Source organism: Arthrobacter sp. KNU40 (genome assembly GCF_051515115.1).
In the GTDB taxonomy this organism is placed as follows: domain Bacteria; phylum Actinomycetota; class Actinomycetes; order Actinomycetales; family Micrococcaceae; genus Arthrobacter.
Window position 1 is genome coordinate 3,983,740 of sequence record NZ_CP195850.1, and the last position, 15,149, is coordinate 3,998,888.

At 62.0% G+C, this 15,149-nt stretch carries 17 protein-coding genes; 6 read left to right on the forward strand and 11 right to left on the reverse strand.

From position 1 onward, the window contains the following. The first annotated feature begins 7 nt into the window (after positions 1-7). The 3 genes from ACSKT0_RS18495 (at position 8) to ACSKT0_RS18505 (ending at position 2,889) form a co-directional block, all read left to right on the forward strand. Positions 8-910, forward strand: coding sequence for a type II secretion system F family protein (locus ACSKT0_RS18495; protein ID WP_437771043.1), 903 nt, complete (start codon positions 8-10; stop codon positions 908-910). Positions 911-976: 66 nt separating this feature from the next. Then, positions 977-1,432 (forward strand): TadE/TadG family type IV pilus assembly protein, encoded by a 456-nt coding sequence (locus ACSKT0_RS18500; protein ID WP_437771044.1) that lies wholly within the window; start codon positions 977-979, stop codon positions 1,430-1,432. A gap of 122 nt (positions 1,433-1,554) precedes the next feature. Then, positions 1,555-2,889, forward strand: a complete 1,335-nt coding sequence (locus ACSKT0_RS18505; protein ID WP_437771045.1) for a pilus assembly protein TadG-related protein — start codon at positions 1,555-1,557, stop codon at positions 2,887-2,889. Between the two features lie 94 nt (positions 2,890-2,983). Here ACSKT0_RS18505 and ACSKT0_RS18510 read toward each other — a convergent pair whose 3' ends face one another. The 8 genes from ACSKT0_RS18510 to ACSKT0_RS18545 all read right to left on the reverse strand — a co-directional run bounded on the left by ACSKT0_RS18510 (position 2,984) and on the right by ACSKT0_RS18545 (position 8,321). Then, positions 2,984-3,874, reverse strand: coding sequence for a tRNA pseudouridine synthase A (locus tag ACSKT0_RS18510; RefSeq protein WP_437771046.1), 891 nt, complete (start codon positions 3,872-3,874; stop codon positions 2,984-2,986). 32 nt (positions 3,875-3,906) lie between these two features. Then, positions 3,907-4,467: a 50S ribosomal protein L17 gene (gene rplQ, locus ACSKT0_RS18515; RefSeq protein ID WP_437771047.1), complete on the reverse strand. Its 561-nt coding sequence runs from the start codon at positions 4,465-4,467 to the stop codon at positions 3,907-3,909. A 66-nt stretch (positions 4,468-4,533) separates the two neighbouring features. Then, complete coding sequence (locus ACSKT0_RS18520) at positions 4,534-5,544, reverse strand: DNA-directed RNA polymerase subunit alpha (RefSeq protein WP_011692778.1); 1,011 nt, start codon at positions 5,542-5,544, stop codon at positions 4,534-4,536. Between the two features lie 142 nt (positions 5,545-5,686). After that, a complete protein-coding gene (gene rpsK, locus ACSKT0_RS18525; RefSeq protein WP_028265083.1) occupies positions 5,687-6,088 on the reverse strand; it encodes a 30S ribosomal protein S11 in 402 nt (133 codons plus the stop codon). Positions 6,089-6,133: 45 nt separating this feature from the next. Further along, the gene (gene rpsM / locus ACSKT0_RS18530; protein WP_011775569.1) at positions 6,134-6,511 is read right to left on the reverse strand and encodes a 30S ribosomal protein S13; all 378 of its coding nucleotides are present in this window, start codon (positions 6,509-6,511) and stop codon (positions 6,134-6,136) included. A 191-nt stretch (positions 6,512-6,702) separates the two neighbouring features. Beyond that, on the reverse strand, positions 6,703-6,816 hold the full coding sequence (rpmJ, locus tag ACSKT0_RS18535) for a 50S ribosomal protein L36 (RefSeq protein ID WP_011775570.1): 114 nt from the start codon (positions 6,814-6,816) through the stop codon (positions 6,703-6,705). Between the two features lie 75 nt (positions 6,817-6,891). After that, complete coding sequence (gene infA, locus ACSKT0_RS18540) at positions 6,892-7,113, reverse strand: translation initiation factor IF-1 (protein WP_009358723.1); 222 nt, start codon at positions 7,111-7,113, stop codon at positions 6,892-6,894. A gap of 257 nt (positions 7,114-7,370) precedes the next feature. Further along, on the reverse strand, positions 7,371-8,321 hold the full coding sequence (locus ACSKT0_RS18545; protein ID WP_437771048.1) for a P1 family peptidase: 951 nt from the start codon (positions 8,319-8,321) through the stop codon (positions 7,371-7,373). 344 nt (positions 8,322-8,665) lie between these two features. Here ACSKT0_RS18545 and ACSKT0_RS18550 point away from each other — a divergent pair, with 344 nt between their 5' ends. Genes ACSKT0_RS18550 through ACSKT0_RS18560 form a run of 3 tightly spaced genes read left to right on the forward strand, consistent with a single transcriptional unit; the run spans position 8,666 to position 11,957 of the window. After that, positions 8,666-9,616: a carbohydrate ABC transporter permease gene (locus ACSKT0_RS18550; protein ID WP_437771049.1), complete on the forward strand. Its 951-nt coding sequence runs from the start codon at positions 8,666-8,668 to the stop codon at positions 9,614-9,616. Beyond that, positions 9,613-10,551 (forward strand): carbohydrate ABC transporter permease, encoded by a 939-nt coding sequence (locus ACSKT0_RS18555; RefSeq protein WP_437771050.1) that lies wholly within the window; start codon positions 9,613-9,615, stop codon positions 10,549-10,551. The genes ACSKT0_RS18550 and ACSKT0_RS18555 overlap by 4 nt, the downstream gene beginning before the upstream one ends. A gap of 59 nt (positions 10,552-10,610) precedes the next feature. Beyond that, the gene (locus tag ACSKT0_RS18560; protein WP_234749072.1) at positions 10,611-11,957 is read left to right on the forward strand and encodes an ABC transporter substrate-binding protein; all 1,347 of its coding nucleotides are present in this window, start codon (positions 10,611-10,613) and stop codon (positions 11,955-11,957) included. 86 nt (positions 11,958-12,043) lie between these two features. Here the strand turns inward: ACSKT0_RS18560 and map are convergent, their stop codons facing one another. The 3 genes from map to secY all read right to left on the reverse strand — a co-directional run bounded on the left by map (position 12,044) and on the right by secY (position 14,982). Beyond that, positions 12,044-12,871, reverse strand: coding sequence for a type I methionyl aminopeptidase (gene map, locus ACSKT0_RS18565; RefSeq protein ID WP_437771051.1), 828 nt, complete (start codon positions 12,869-12,871; stop codon positions 12,044-12,046). 225 nt (positions 12,872-13,096) lie between these two features. Then, complete coding sequence (locus ACSKT0_RS18570) at positions 13,097-13,666, reverse strand: adenylate kinase (RefSeq protein WP_437774082.1); 570 nt, start codon at positions 13,664-13,666, stop codon at positions 13,097-13,099. Positions 13,667-13,671: 5 nt separating this feature from the next. Then, complete coding sequence (gene secY, locus ACSKT0_RS18575; protein WP_236812275.1) at positions 13,672-14,982, reverse strand: preprotein translocase subunit SecY; 1,311 nt, start codon at positions 14,980-14,982, stop codon at positions 13,672-13,674. Positions 14,983-15,149 lie beyond the last annotated feature (167 nt).

The following is a 15,149-nucleotide window of genomic DNA, read 5'->3' on the forward strand; positions in this document are numbered from 1 at the left end:
GGAGATCATGACGGCAATGGCATGGGTGATCGTGACAATCATTATCGTTCCCATCACATACATTGTGTGGTCCGTAGTATCCGTGGATCGGAGGGGATACGCAGCTGTTCGTTCCAATTTGAATCGAGGCCGGAACCTCATTGGTAACACCGGGGCCGGGGCGCTTACAACGAACGAAGCAAAGCAATCCGCGCCCCTGGGGGTTCGCGTTACGCCCAAAGGCTACGCTGCGTGGCTCGACAAACTCCTGGCGAAAGCCGGCCGGCCGGCCCGCTTTCAGCTTGACCGCCTCCTCATGGCCAAACCAGCCCTGTCACTCATTGTCGCGGTCCTGGCGATCCTGGTCCTGCTGAAGTCGCCCAGCGGAAGCGGCGTGCTCGTGGCAATTGTCCTCACAGCGCTGGCATATTTCGTGCCGGACATCTTGATCCACGGGCGCGGCGCCGAGCGGCAAAAGGCCATCGAATTTGAACTTCCAAACACCTTGGATCAAATGCTGATCTCCGTCGAAGCCGGGCTCGGCTTCGAAACGGCTATGGCCAGGGCCGGTCAAAATGGCAAAGGACCACTTGCGGCAGAGCTAGCCCGGACGCTTCAGGACATGCAAGTGGGACGAACCCGCAAGGACGCCTACCTCTCCATGGCCGAACGCGCCGATGTGCCGGATCTTCGGAGTTTCGTCGCGGCAATCGTCCAGGCCGACATCTACGGCATTGCAATTGCCAATGTGCTCCGGTCCCAAGCCAAGCAAATGCGAATCAAACGCCGGCAGCGTGCGGAAGAAAAGGCCATGAAGCTGCCCGTGAAGGTCCTATTCCCGCTGATGTTTTGCATCCTTCCGGCGCTCTTCATCGTGATCATCGGGCCGGCAATTATCAGAGTAATGGACAGCATGGCTGGAGCGTACTAGCTCTCCAAGACCACAAAATCATTGGAAGTCTTCGGGTCCCCACAACACATTTTGAAGGAGCAACTAATGTCTAGACCCCGGGCAGGAAGGGCAGCGAAACGGAATGTTCGTCAGCGAGGTGCGGCGGCGGTTGAATTTGCCCTCGTCCTCCCCTTACTCCTCTCCATGCTCCTTGGCGTCATCGACTTCGGCACGGCTCTTGGGCAAAGCATCAGCCTCCAGGGTGCGGCGCGGGAAAGCGCACGGCAGGGTGTGACTCAAGGCGACGTCATTGCCTCCGCGAACTTGGCGAAGGGAATGATGGATAACACCAAACTCCAGGTGAAGTTCGTCGTGGATACGTCTGGGGGTACGCCCGGGGTGATGGTTGTGTGCTTGCGCTACCCCCAATCGTCCATGTCGGGCTTCTACTCGTGGGTACTCAATGGCTTCTTCGAGGCCAAAGCGGTCATGAAAATGGAAGGCGCAGCGGCTGTGACCTCAGGTTCACAGGGTTGGAGCGGAGGATCATGCACTCTCTAAAGGATAGAAACGGAAATACCGAAGCCGGTGTCGGTGAGAGCGGGAAACCGGTACGTCTGAGAATTGCTCACGGCGCTCGGCGTCCGGACCCGACGAGCCGGGAGCGAGGCGCGTCGATTCTCATGTTTGCGCTGCTGGTTCCCGTTCTCTTTGGCTCGGTAGCGTTGGCCATCGATTTCGGCCACTTGCTTTTCGAACGCCAGCACCTCAGTAATGCCTTGGATGCCGCCGCCTTAGCGGGTGTGACCTCCCTCCCGAACGATCCCGCCACGGCACAGAGTGCCGCGCTCTCGTACGCCAACTCGAACGATCCCGGCACCGTCCCCACCGTCAAATTCTGGTGTGTGGTCGGCTCCACGGGAGCCACCAAGACTGTGGCCAGCGGACAGGTACCCAGTGTCTGCGACCCGGGAACGGTCGCCGGCGCCAAGTGCAACGAGACGATCTGCGCAATCCCCTGCGTAGCGGGAAGCGGCCACACCTGCAACTCGATAACTGTGACCGCCTCTACGGATGTCCCCTTTGCGTTCGCACCGGTGATCGGCATAAACACCGGGAATACCGGATCTCTGTCCTCGAATGCATGCCGCGGATCCTGCGGCGCCCAGAGTCCCAACCCCATGAATGTTGCGATTGTCGCGGACCGGACAGGCAGCATGAGCGACGCTGATCTGTCCTCGCTTAAGTCAGGTATCCAGAGCACATTGCAGACCATGACAAACACCCAGCAATACGTGGCTCTGGGCACCATCGGGCGGAGCAGCTCCACCTCCGGTTGCATCACCAACCCCTCCGGCTCGCAAACAAGCGGCCCCTGGCTCCCGGTTCCCTTTTCCAACGACTACACGACCTCAGCCACACCACCGGCACTCAACAGCAGCAGCAATCTGGTCAAGGGTCTGCAGTGCTTGACCCACTCGGGCACAGGGACCAGCCTCGCATCGCCGATGAAGTCTGCAGCCAGATATCTGCTGGGCTTCGACACCAACAACCTGGCGACCCTCCCGACACGTTCAGGAACACCACGCAATGCGATTATCTTGGAGACCGATGGTCAGCCCAACGAACCTGACGTCGCCGGATCCACATCGGTAGCGACTCCCGGCGATATTGGAAGCTCCAACGGCGTCACAGCGTGCAACAATCTCTTAGCCGTGGCGGCTGATGCCAAGGCGCGTGGAATCTTGATCGTCACTGTCGGGTACAACCTCAGCACGGAACGATGCGGGGGTAGCGGAGCGTATGTGCGCGATGTCCTCGCCGCTGCGGCATCGCCGGACTCGCATGGTAATCCGAGCACAGCAAATAGCTGCACCACAGCCGCCGACATCTCCGCCGAGAATTCTGATGGCGACTACTTCTTCTGCGCAGGGAGCGGAACGGCGCTTGGCCCGATCTTTGTCTCGGCGATCAATGCGATCAGCGGTAACTCCCACCTGATCCAAATCCCGAGCTGAACGCTCGTCCAAGCGACAGGCTCTCAGTTCCCCCAAAGACCGGTCCTCCTCGACACCCAGAGTCGAGGAGGACCCCTTCGGACCACCGCGCCGCCTACTCCCGCCGCGCCCGCGTCAACTCGGCCCGCGCAAACAGTTCGTCGTCGGAAGGATAGGCCACTTCCTCGAGCACCAAGGGGTGCGGAGCAGCCAACACGGACTTGGCATCCCTCACACCAGCGAGCAGTCGCTCATGCAGCCACTCCGGACTTTCCAAGCCCTCCCCCACACGCAATGCGGATCCCACCAAGGCACGCACCATGTTGTGGCAAAAGGCATCTGCTTGGACGTTGGCCACCAGCACACCGTCGCTGCCGCGCACGAACTCAAACCGCTGCAGCTCGCGGATGGTGGTGGCTCCCTCACGGGGCTTGCAGTACGCGCGGAAATCCTGAAGCCCAAGCAGCGCCACTGCTCCCTGGTTCATCGCTCCCTCGTCCAGGGCGGCCTTGTGCCAAAGCGTCAGCCTGCGCAGGACGGGGTCCCAGCGTTCCGGGCCGTCGGCGATCCGGTAACTGTAGCGGCGCCACAACGCTGAGAAGCGAGCATCGAAACCGTCAGGCGCCAATCCGACGTCGTGCACTTCAATGGCCCCGGTTTCATCCTGCAGGACCCGGCTCAAGGCTCCCCTAAGCCTCCGCAACAGCGCGGCGGCGGGGTCGATCTCGTGGCCCCTCGGCAGCACGCCCCACTCCGCCTCGGACAGGTCAATGTGCGCCACTTGTCCGCGGGCGTGGACACCGGCATCGGTCCGTCCCGCCACGGTGACCCGTACGGGGCGCCGCACGATCAGTGCCAATGCCTCTTCCAACGATCCCTGCACGGTCCGGAGACCGGGCTGAAGCGCCCACCCGCTGAAGGGGCCGCCGTCGTACGAAAGATCCATCCGGACACGCAAAAACCCGCCGCCCCCCAAAACGGGGGCAGCGGGTTTTCGTTCGTTCATAGACTTAAGTCTACTGTGAAGAATTCAGTGAATTACTTCTTTTCCTCAGCGGCCGGAGCCTCTTCGGTTTCAGCAGCTTCAGCTTCGGGAGCCTCGGCTTCGGTCTCTGCGGCTTCAGTCTCAACGACCTCTTCCTCGACAACCGGAGCGGTCTCTTCGGCGGCCGGAGCAGCCTTCTCGGCGTCCCTCTTGGCAGCAGCAGTTGCCTCGGCAATTACAGCCTGCTTCGGGGAAACCGGCTCAAGAACCAGTTCGATGACAGCCATGGGAGCGTTGTCGCCCTTGCGGTTGCCGATCTTGGTGATGCGGGTGTAGCCACCATCGCGGTTGGCGACGGCGCCTGCGATGTCGGTGAACAGCTCGTGGACAACGCCCTTGTCGCTGATCAGGCCGAGCACGCGACGGCGGGAGGACAGGTCGCCGCGCTTGGCGAAGGTCACGAGGCGCTCTGCGTACGGCTTCAGGCGCTTGGCCTTGGTGACCGTCGTGGTGATGCGCTTGTGCTCGAACAAGGCTGCTGCCAGGTTCGCGAGCATCAGGCGCTCGTGAGCCGGACCGCCTCCGAGGCGCGGACCCTTAGTGGGGGTAGGCATAGTAATTTCTCCTGTAATGAAGGCCGTCCGGGTCCGAACGTGGACTCGGTGGCCAAGATCTGCTTGTTAGAGCTCGTCGTCGCTGAACGCGGCGTCGTCCTCTTCGATGGCTGCGGCGCGGGCTGCAAGATCGAAACCGGGAGGCGAGTCCTTGAGGGACAGACCCAGTTCAACCAGCTTTGCCTTGACCTCATCGATGGACTTCGCACCGAAGTTACGGATGTCCATCAGGTCAGCCTCGGAGCGGGCAACGAGTTCACCCACGGTGTGGATGCCCTCACGCTTGAGGCAGTTGTAGGAACGGACGGTGAGGTCCAGATCCTCGATCGGCAGTGCCATGTCAGCTGCCAAGGCAGCATCCGTCGGCGACGGGCCAATCTCGATACCTTCAGCTGCGGTGTTCAGCTCACGTGCAAGACCGAACAGTTCCACCAGGGTGGTGCCTGCCGAGGCAACGGCGTCGCGCGGGGCGATAGCCTGCTTGGTCTCGACGTCGACAATCAGCTTGTCGAAGTCAGTGCGCTGCTCAACACGGGTAGCTTCCACGCGGAAGGTAACCTTCAAGACCGGCGAGTAGATCGAGTCGACCGGAATACGGCCGATCTCGGAGTCGCCGGACTTGTTCTGAGCTGCCGAAACGTAGCCGCGGCCGCGTTCGATGGTCAGTTCGAGTTCGAACTTGCCCTTCGAGTTCAGCGTGGCAATGTGCAGATCCGGGTTGTGGAATTCGACGCCGGCCGGCGGAGCGATGTCCGCGGCCGTGACGACTCCGGGGCCCTGCTTGCGCAGGTATGCAACAACCGGCTCATCGTGCTCGGAGGACACGGAGAGGTTCTTGATGTTCAGGATGATCTCAGTGACATCTTCCTTGACACCCGGAACCGTCGTGAACTCGTGCAGCACGCCATCGATCCGGATGCTGGTTACAGCAGCACCGGGGATGGAAGAGAGCAGGGTACGGCGGAGGGAGTTTCCGAGGGTGTAACCGAAGCCCGGTTCCAGCGGTTCAATGATGAAACGCGAGCGGTTCTCGGAGACTACTTCTTCAGACAGAGTGGGGCGCTGTGCAATAAGCACTTAGGTTTCCTTTCGGCGAGCATCCGCTATATGACGCAACACAGGTGGTGGAAATCGGCTTGGTTCCGGCTTTGCCGGCCGGGCGCCACGGAGCAGTCAAGCTGTTCCGTGGCGGACCCGGCCGGCAAGGCCAAGAATCCAATTAGACGCGGCGGCGCTTCGGCGGGCGGCAACCGTTGTGGGCGCTGGGGGTGACGTCCTGGATGGAGCCAACCTCGAGGCCAGCGGCCTGCAGCGAACGGATTGCGGTCTCGCGTCCGGATCCCGGTCCCTTGACGAACACGTCAACCTTGCGCAGGCCGTGCTCCTGGGCGCGTTTTGCAGCAGCCTCGGCAGCCATCTGGGCGGCGAACGGGGTGGACTTACGGGAGCCCTTGAATCCAACCTCACCGGCGGAAGCCCAGGAGATTACAGCACCGTTCGGGTCCGTGATGGACACGATGGTGTTGTTAAAGGTGCTCTTGATGTGCGCCTGGCCAAGCGCGATATTCTTCTTGTCCTTCTTACGCGGCTTGCGAACCGCGCCACGAGTCTTCGGGGGCATTATTTCTCCTACAGAAAGTTATCGGGGGAAAGTCAGCTGCTATTTCTAGCGGCCGGCTTTCTTCTTGCCGGCGACGGTACGCTTCGGGCCCTTGCGGGTACGAGCGTTGGTCTTCGTACGCTGACCGCGTACGGGCAGGCCCTTGCGGTGACGCAGGCCTTCGTAGCTGCCGATTTCAACCTTGCGGCGGATATCTGCTGCTACTTCGCGGCGAAGGTCACCCTCAACCTTGTAGTTGCCTTCAATGTAGTCACGCAGCTGGACCAGCTCGGCGTCAGTCAGGTCCTTGACCCGAACGTCAGCGCTGATGCCGGTGGCAGCCAGGGTTTCGTGTGCACGGGTCTTGCCCACGCCGTAGATGTAAGTAAGCGCAATTTCCAACCGCTTTTCGCGGGGAATGTCTACGCCAGCGAGACGAGCCATAGTGGCAGTACTCCTTGAATAAACCGGAGGTCGTAGGCAGTACACCCGCACTTTCAGTGCGGCCCCAGCCTCCGACCGGGGGTTAGCTGCCAGGCTCTAATACGTCCCGATTCAGCTTGTGCTGCCTTTATTTACTTGCGTGGGTTAGCAACCCAGGTTGCCCTCGCGGGCGCTAGTTCCCCTGCGGGGAATTAGCCCTGGCGCTGCTTGTGGCGCGGGTTCTCGCAGATCACCATGACCCGGCCATTACGGCGGATCACTTTGCACTTGTCGCAGATCTGCTTAACGCTCGGCTTGACCTTCATGGCGTTCCTTTGCGTGTTGCAGTTGGTCGGCTGTTGCGGCAACTACCCCGGTTTCCCGAGGCTGCCGCCCAGCAATTACTTGTAGCGGTAGACGATGCGACCACGTGTGAGGTCGTAAGGGCTTAGCTCCACCACTACGCGGTCCTCAGGGAGAATCCTGATGTAGTGCTGTCGCATCTTCCCCGAGATATGTGCAAGAACGATGTGCTTGTTGGTGAGCTCAACGCGAAACATCGCGTTGGGCAGTGCCTCAGTCACAACGCCCTCGATCTCAATGACCCCGTCCTTCTTGGCCATATCCTCCGCTAACTGTTGTTTGCCGCAGCCCTCCGGTTAGGCACCGGAAAATCTGCGGACGTTTTTTGTTTGTTTGGCCGTCCGGCTCTTGCCACTCCACGAAGCAGGACTCGCGACCTGTTAAATGGGCGTGGCTGTGGAGACAACCAACAAACAACTCTACGCCAAAATGGCACGAAAGTTAAATCCGCCCATGCTAGCGCAGACACCGGCACGGTGTCACCCTTCCGTGGACCGAGGAGCCCCCTTGGATCCCGCTAAACCTCGCCGTAGGCAGTGAAGGTGCCTGCCGCCGTCGTGATGGATTCCGCAGCCGCGACACCGTCAAGGACAGCCAGGCGGACGGCGTCCGCCGCCGCGCTTTGCAGGGTAATGAGCGAAACCTGCCTTGCTTGTTCCGAACTGCGGTCAAGCCCGACGGCGCCGGTCGCCAGCGCGAACACGGTGTCGCCGTCGGCGAGTGTATGGGATGGACTCAGCGCCCGGGCAAGGCCGGCGTGTGCCGCACTCGCGGTGCGCTTGCATTCGGCGGGGTCGAGGACCGCGTTGGTGGCGACGACGACGAGCGTGGTGTTCAGCGCCGGGGGCCCCGCCGGTTCTGAACTGCCGGATTCGATCCGCGGGGACGATGTGCCGAAAGGCATCCCCAACGCGTTGACCACCGCGAGCGCGCCCACCACCACGCCGCTATCCAAGGTGATCGACGAGGTGCCGACTCCCCCCTTGAAGGCGCCGCGGCCAATCACTGCACCGGTACCGGCGCCGATGTTTCCGCGTCCGACGTCGGCGTGCTCGCTTGAGGCCGCAGCCGCAACGGCCGCTTCGTATCCCATGGCTTCGTCGGGGCGGGCGGCGAAGTCACCGCCGCGGCCCAAGTCGAAGATCGCGGCGGCCGGAACGATCGGCACCACTCCCCCGGGCACGGCGAACCCGCGCCCTTGCTCTTCGCACCATCGCTGGGCGCCGTGGGCCGTGACCAAACCAAAGGCACTCCCGCCGGCGAGCACTACCGCGTCGACTGTGGGCACGAGGGTGGTGGGGTCGAGGGCGTCGGTCTCGTGCGTGCCGGGGCCGCCGCCTCGCACGTCTACCGATCCCACGGTCCCTCGCGGCGGAAGGACAACGGTCACCCCACTCAGCCAGCCATCGCCGATCCGCTGGACATGTCCCACCCGGATTCCTGGCACATCAGTGATCTTCGAAGTCATGTGCCTATTCTGCTCCCCGCCACCCAACTGACTGACAGTTGTTGTCGTTATCAGCCGCGATAACGACAACAACTGCGAGCTACTTGGGCATGCTCAGGATTTCCTGAGCACGCCGGGCCTCCTTCCGAACACAAACGGTAGTCGTGCCTCGAATGTAAACACGGCCCCATCCGCCACGGAACATCGGGTGAACAAGCGCAAAAGGCTTGTCCAACAATCCCGCGAACAGCCCTTTTTTTGACTTGACAGGTGCTCCCGTGTGGTGAGGTAAAACTAGCCGCCCCCTTGACCCAACAGTTCGGGTCCGGCGCGCCCCGATATCTGCGAACCGTTAGAGACCTCCCATGACAAGACAACTGACAGGTAGCCCCGCGCACACCGCGCAGGCTGTCCCGGCCCCTCAGCGCCGGGGACGCTGGTCCGGCCGAACCCGACGCGACTTCTTTGTGTTCCTGGCGCTGGCCTTGCCGAACTTGGCGCTGATCGCGGTGTTCACGTATCTGCCGTTGATCAACAACATGTATTACTCGACCCTTGACTGGACCTTGGGCTCCACCTCGGCCACCGTTGTGGGCTTCGACAACTACGTCAACTTCTTCACGAGCTCCGACGCCCCGCAAGTGCTTGGCACCACCCTCATCTTCACCGCGGTCACCGTGGGCGGTTCCATGGTGCTGGGCCTCTTGGTGGCCCTGGCCCTGAACGCGAAGGTCCGCGGCACTACCTTTGCGCGTTCCGCCGTCTTCGCCCCCTATGTCCTCAGCGGCGTAGGAGTCGGCCTCGTGTGGCTGTTCATCTTCGACCCCGGATACGGCGTGCTGTCCTGGCTGCTTCGCGGCATTGGCCAGCAAAGTCCCCAGTGGATCAACGATCCGCAGCTCTCCCTCGTGATGGTCATCATCGTCTACGTCTGGAAGAACCTGGGCTACTGCGCCGTCGTGTACCTCGCCGGACTCCAGTCGCTCCCGAAGGACGTCATGGAGGCAGCCTCCCTGGACGGCGCCAACGGCTTCCGCCGCTTCATGAGCATCTCCGTTCCGCTGCTCTCCCCCACCACGTTCTTCCTGTTGATCACCACGATGATCAGCTCGCTGCAGGCCTTTGACCTGATCCGCATCATGACGCCGCTCGGCAACGGCACCAGCACGCTGATCTACGAGGCCTATCTGCAGGCCTTCGGAGCCTACAACCGTGCCGGCTACTCGGCCGCCATCTCGGTAGTCCTCTTCGCCATCCTGCTCATCATCACCGTGCTCCAGTTGCGGTTCGTCGAACGGAAGGTGCACTACTCATGAGCACGCTCTCTCCCGTCAGCCCCAACCCCGCGACCGGCGTCGGGACCCTGAAAGCTCCCGACGGCGGTCCGGAGCTCCCAGCGCGGCGCGACAAGCCGTTCTCGCGCGCAAACCTCGTCCAGACACTGGCTGGAGGCTACATCCCGCTGATCGTGGCCACGCTGGTGGTTGTCCTGCCGTTGTTGTGGATGTTGCTGAGTTCCTTCAAGCAGCCCGGCGAGATCGTCACCACCGATCTCAAGATCCTGCCGCAGGGCCTGAACCTGGAGAACTACCACACGGCCATGACCACAGTGCCGTTCGCCCGGTTCTTCCTGAACAGCCTGATCGTCACCGTGGTAGGTTCCACGGTCAAGGTGATCCTCGCCATCCTGACGGCGTACGCCCTGGTCTTTGTCCGTTTCCCGTTCAAGAACGTCATATTCGTCGTGATCCTCGTGGCCCTGATGGTGCCGCCGCAGGTGTCGATCCTCCCCAACTACATCCTGATCGCGGGAATCGGCGGGAAGAACACCCTGTGGGGAATCATTCTTCCGGGACTCGGCACCGCCTTCGGAACCTTCCTGCTACGCCAGCATTTCAAGACGCTTCCGGGGTCCATCCTCGAAGCCGCGGAAATCGACGGCGCGGGCCACTGGCGCAGGCTGTGGCAAGTAGTGGCGCCCGTGTCGCTTCCCTCCATCGCCACCGTCGCCCTCGTCACCGTGGTCAGCGAATGGAACGACTACATCTGGCCCCTGATCATCACGGACCGGCCGGAAACCATGACCCTCCCGGTCGGCTTGACCCTGCTTCAGAACTCTGAAGGAAACGGCGCCGGCTGGGGGATCCTCATGGCCGGAGCAGTCCTGGTGATCATCCCCATCCTCCTGGTCTTCGCAGCGTTGCAACGCTACATCGTTGCCGGGCTCACCCAGGGCAGCGTCACTGGCTAGTAACACCGCACCTTCCACACAACCCCATCACCACCTTTGCATCCTTGAGAGGACCAACCATGGCAATGAATCTTGATCGTAGAAACTTCCTGGGGCTCGCCGGACTTGGAGTCGGCGCCGCCGCCCTGGCAGCATGCGGCGGTCCGTCGACCAGCGGCAGCGCAGCGAGCAGCAGCCCTTCGGACATCGACTTCACCGGCGTCAAGCCGGCCGGCTCGTTCGACTTTTGGACCAGCCACCCCGGACAGTCCCAGGCTGTCGAGCAATCCATCATCGACAAGTTCCAGGCGAAGTTCCCGGACATCAAGGTGAACCTCGTGACGGCAGGCGCCAACTACGAGGAGATCGCGCAGAAGTTCCAGACCTCGCAGGCCGCGAAGTCGGCCCTCCCCGGCCTCGTCGTGCTCTCCGACGTCTGGTGGTTCCGCTACTACACCAACGGCAACATCATTCCGTTGGACGGGCTCATCAAGCAGCTGGACGTCAAAATCGACGACTTCCAGAAGTCCCTCGTAGCGGACTACCAGTACGCCAACAAGCAGTGGGCGCTTCCCTACGGCCGCTCCACCCCGCTCTTCTACTACAACAAGGACCACTTCAAGGCCGCCGGCCTTCCGGACCGGGCACCCAAGACCTGGCAGGAGTTCGCCGAGTGGGCCCCTAAGCTCCAGGCCAGCTCGGGCGCGAAGTACGCCTACATCTACCCGGCCCTTGCCGGATACGCCGGCTGGACCCTGCAGAACAACCTGTGGGGCTGGGGCGGCAGCTGGTCCAACGGCTGGACCTTCAACTGCGATTCCACCGAGTCCGTCACGGCCCTGCAGTGGGCCCAGGACTCCATCTACAAGGACAAGTGGGCCGGCGTCTCCTCCAAGAACGCCGCGGACGACTTCTCCGCAGGCATCACGTCCACCACGATCTCCTCCACCGGGGACCTGCTGGGCGTGCTGAAGTCCGCCAAGTTCAACGTCGGCGTCGGCTTCCTGCCGGGCGGCCCCAAGGCCGAGACCAACGTCTGCCCCACCGGCGGCGCCGGACTCGGGATTCCCAGCGGTGTGAGCAAGGAAGTCCAGCTCGCGGCTGCCACCTTCCTGAAATTCATGACCGAGCCGGAGAACACCGCTGCATTCTCGGCTGCGACCGGCTACATGCCCACGCGCGTCTCCGCGGACATGACGGCAGTCCTCGCCAAGACTCCCCAGATCAAGACGGCCATGGACCAGCTCGCCGTGACCAAGGTGCAGGACAACGCCCGCGTGTTCCTGCCTGGTGCCGATCAGGAGATGGCCAAGGCGGCCGCGAAGATCCTCACCCAGCAGGGCGACGTGAAGGCCACCATGACGGACCTCAAGACAACCCTCGATGGCATTTACACCAAGGACGTGAAGCCCAAGCTCAAGAGCTAGGTAAGCTTCCTGATACGCAGAATCCCTGGCGACACCCGAATTCGGGAGTCGCCAGGGATTTTCTGTTTCGGTTCCCGGCTTGGGCGTCAGGGAATCGGAACGGGCACGACGCCGAGCGGCGCCAGCTGCTCTGCACCGCCGTCGGGCGCGGAAAGCACCCAGATGCCCTTTTCGTGGACGGCAACCGAGTGCTCCCACTGGCACGAACGCTTGCCGTCAGTGGTCACCACGGTCCAGTCGTCGTCGAGGGTTGCTGTTTCAATGCTGCCGCGGACGAGCATTGGTTCGATCGCAAGGCACAGTCCCGGCCTGATCTTCGGGCCGCGGTGCGTGGTGCGGTAGTTCAACACATCCGGGGCCATATGCATCTCGGAGCCGATGCCGTGGCCGACGTAGTCCTCCAGGATGCCGAGCGGTTTCCCCGGTACGGAGGAGACGTAGTCATCCACGGCGTTGCCGATGTCGCCCACGAACTTGCCCTTCGACAAAGCAGCGATTCCACGCCACATGGCGGCCTGGGTGACATCCGAGAGCCGCTGGTCTTCAGGATCCGCCGTCCCGACTATCACGGTGCGTGCGGAGTCGGAGTGCCAACCGTCAACGATCGCTCCGCCATCAATCGAAATGATGTCCCCGTCCTGGAGGACCCGGTCGCCGGGGATGCCGTGGACCACTTCCTCGTTGACGGATGCGCAGATGGTGGCCGGGAAGCCGTGGTACCCGAGGAAGTTCGACTTCGCTCCAGCGTCGATGAGGACCGCGGCGAACACTGCGTCGATCTCACGCGTGGTAACGCCGGGTTTCGCAGCGTCAACGGCTGCGTCGAGCGCTCTGCTGAGGACCAATCCGGCCTCCTGCATCTTGCGCATTTGCTCATTGGTCTTGTATTCGATGCGGGGCTGGCCGAACGCCATGGTCTCCTCTTGTCGTGTGCTGCTTGTGGTGGGCTGCGGAACCAGATCACCCTCGGATCTCTTATTTTCCCGCACCAGCGGTAGTGCCCGAAACCGGAGCCGCGAACGCCCGGAAACGGTCCCGGGTCCCGCACCCCCGGAAGGGGGAACAGAAAAGGGCGTGTCCAGCGTGGGGAGCGGTTCACTCCAGCGCGGGACACACCCTTTTCGACAGTCGTGCGGCGACTAGACTGCCTTGGCCGCCTCGATGGCCAACAGGACGCGATCCGTGACCTCGTCGATGCCGCCAATGCCATCGACCTGGGTCAGGATGCCGCGTTCGGCATACTTGGCCACGACGGCCTCGGTCTGCTCGTGGTAGAGGTCCAGGCGGTGGCGGATGACACCTTCGTTGTCATCCGAGCGCCCGGTCTCCTTGGCGCGGCCCAGCAGGCGTGAAACAAGTTCCTCGTCGTCGGCCGTCAGCTGAAGCACGACGTCGAGCTTCTCTTCCGTGTCGGCGAGGATCTGGTCCAGGTATTCCACCTGGGCGGTGGTGCGCGGGTATCCGTCAAGCAGGAAGCCGTTCTCGACGTCGCTCTCGCTCAGGCGGTCACGGACCATCTTGTTGGTCACGCTGTCCGGAACGAAGTCGCCGGCGTCCATGTACTTCTTGGCTTCGATACCCAGCGGGGTTTCGCCCTTGACGTTTGCCCGGAAGATGTCGCCCGTGGAAATGGGGACTACGCCCAAGCGCCCGGAAATCCGCTCAGCCTGGGTTCCCTTGCCCGAACCCGGGGGTCCAATGATCAGCATTCTCGTCATCGCAAAAGCCCTTCGTAGTGACGTTGTTGTAGCTGCGCATCAATCTGCTTGACGGTTTCCAGGCCCACACCCACCATGATCAGAATTGACGTGCCACCGAACGGGAAGTTCTGGTTGGCGCCGATCAGGACGAGTGCGACCAGCGGAATCAACGCCACGAAGCCCAGGTAAAAGGCGCCGGGGAGGGTGATCCTGGAAAGCACGTACTGCAGGTAGTCCGCGGTCGGTTTACCCGCCCGGATGCCCGGAATGAACCCGCCGTACTTCTTCATGTTGTCCGAGACCTCTTCAGGGTTGAAGGTGATCGCGACGTAGAAGTAGGTGAAGAACACAATCATGACGAAGTACAACGCCATGTAGATGGGGTGGTCGCCCTTGGTGAGGTTGTTGTTGATCCACTCAACCCACGGGGCGATCGACTCTCCGGCCTTCGGCTGGTTGAACTGCGCAATCAGCCCGGGCAGGTAGAGCATGGAGGAAGCAAAGATGACGGGCACGACGCCGGCCATGTTCACCTTGATGGGGATGTAGGTGCTGGTGCCGCCCACGGTGCGCCGGCCGATCATACGCTTGGCGTATTGGACCGGAATGCGCCGCTGGGACTGCTCCACGAAGACTACGAGTGCGACCGTCACGAGGCCGATCGCCAACACGGTGAAGAAGGTGCCCGGTCCCTTGGAGTTCCAGATGGCACCAAGCGAGGTCGGGAAGCCGGCTGCGATGGAGGTGAAGATGAGCAACGACATGCCGTTGCCCACGCCCTTCTCGGTAACGAGTTCGCCCATCCACATGATGAGGCCTGTACCGGCCGTCAAGGTGATGACGACAAGAATCGTGGCGATGATGCTCGTGTCGGGGATGATCGGCAGCTGGCAGTTGGGCAGCAGCTGCCCGGAGCGTGCCAGGGACACCAATGTGGTGGCGTTCAGCAGGCCCAGCGCAATGGTCAGATAACGCGTGTACTGCGTCAGCTTCGACTGGCCCGAGGCGCCTTCGTCATACAGCTCCTGGAACCGCGGAATGACCACGCGGAGCAGCTGCACGATGATGCTGGCCGTGATGTACGGCATGATCCCCAGGGCAAAGATCGAAACCTGCAGCAGTGCACCACCGCTGAACAGGTTGACGAGCTGGTAGAGGCCGCCCTGGTCCTGATTGCTTGACAAACATTGCTGAACATTTTGGTAGCTCACACCAGGCGAGGGGATAAAAGCTCCCAAGCGGAAGATTGTGATGATTCCCAGCGTGAACAACAACTTGCGTCGCAGATCAGGCGTACGAAATGCCCGGCCGAATGCGCTTAGCAAGCGTCCTCCTGAGTTAAAAGTCCAAGGGTGTCGAAAGGGGTCATTGAAACCCAACACCCGAGTCTAACGGTTTGAGGCGCCATGCGAACAATCGAGGGGTGTGCGCCATATGAAAAAACTCCCGGCGCGAGGGGCCGAAGCCCTCCACACCGGGAGTCTTTTCACAG

Bases quoted from the DNA above. Each gene is read 5' to 3' on its own strand.
- ACSKT0_RS18495 (WP_437771043.1), top strand. From the start codon at position 8: ATGACGGCAATGGCATGGGTGATCGTGACAATCATTATCGTTCCCATC.
- ACSKT0_RS18500 (WP_437771044.1), top strand. From the start codon at position 977: ATGTCTAGACCCCGGGCAGGAAGGGCAGCGAAACGGAATGTTCGTCAG.
- ACSKT0_RS18505 (WP_437771045.1), top strand. From the start codon at position 1,555: ATGTTTGCGCTGCTGGTTCCCGTTCTCTTTGGCTCGGTAGCGTTGGCC.
- ACSKT0_RS18510 (WP_437771046.1), bottom strand. From the start codon at position 3,874: ATGAACGAACGAAAACCCGCTGCCCCCGTTTTGGGGGGCGGCGGGTTT.
- rplQ (WP_437771047.1), bottom strand. From the start codon at position 4,467: ATGCCTACCCCCACTAAGGGTCCGCGCCTCGGAGGCGGTCCGGCTCAC.
- rpsK (WP_028265083.1), bottom strand. From the start codon at position 6,088: ATGCCCCCGAAGACTCGTGGCGCGGTTCGCAAGCCGCGTAAGAAGGAC.
- rpsM (WP_011775569.1), bottom strand. From the start codon at position 6,511: ATGGCTCGTCTCGCTGGCGTAGACATTCCCCGCGAAAAGCGGTTGGAA.
- rpmJ (WP_011775570.1), bottom strand. From the start codon at position 6,816: ATGAAGGTCAAGCCGAGCGTTAAGCAGATCTGCGACAAGTGCAAAGTG.
- infA (WP_009358723.1), bottom strand. From the start codon at position 7,113: ATGGCCAAGAAGGACGGGGTCATTGAGATCGAGGGCGTTGTGACTGAG.
- ACSKT0_RS18545 (WP_437771048.1), bottom strand. From the start codon at position 8,321: ATGACTTCGAAGATCACTGATGTGCCAGGAATCCGGGTGGGACATGTC.
- ACSKT0_RS18550 (WP_437771049.1), top strand. From the start codon at position 8,666: ATGACAAGACAACTGACAGGTAGCCCCGCGCACACCGCGCAGGCTGTC.
- ACSKT0_RS18555 (WP_437771050.1), top strand. From the start codon at position 9,613: ATGAGCACGCTCTCTCCCGTCAGCCCCAACCCCGCGACCGGCGTCGGG.
- ACSKT0_RS18560 (WP_234749072.1), top strand. From the start codon at position 10,611: ATGGCAATGAATCTTGATCGTAGAAACTTCCTGGGGCTCGCCGGACTT.
- map (WP_437771051.1), bottom strand. From the start codon at position 12,871: ATGGCGTTCGGCCAGCCCCGCATCGAATACAAGACCAATGAGCAAATG.
- ACSKT0_RS18570 (WP_437774082.1), bottom strand. From the start codon at position 13,666: ATGCTGATCATTGGACCCCCGGGTTCGGGCAAGGGAACCCAGGCTGAG.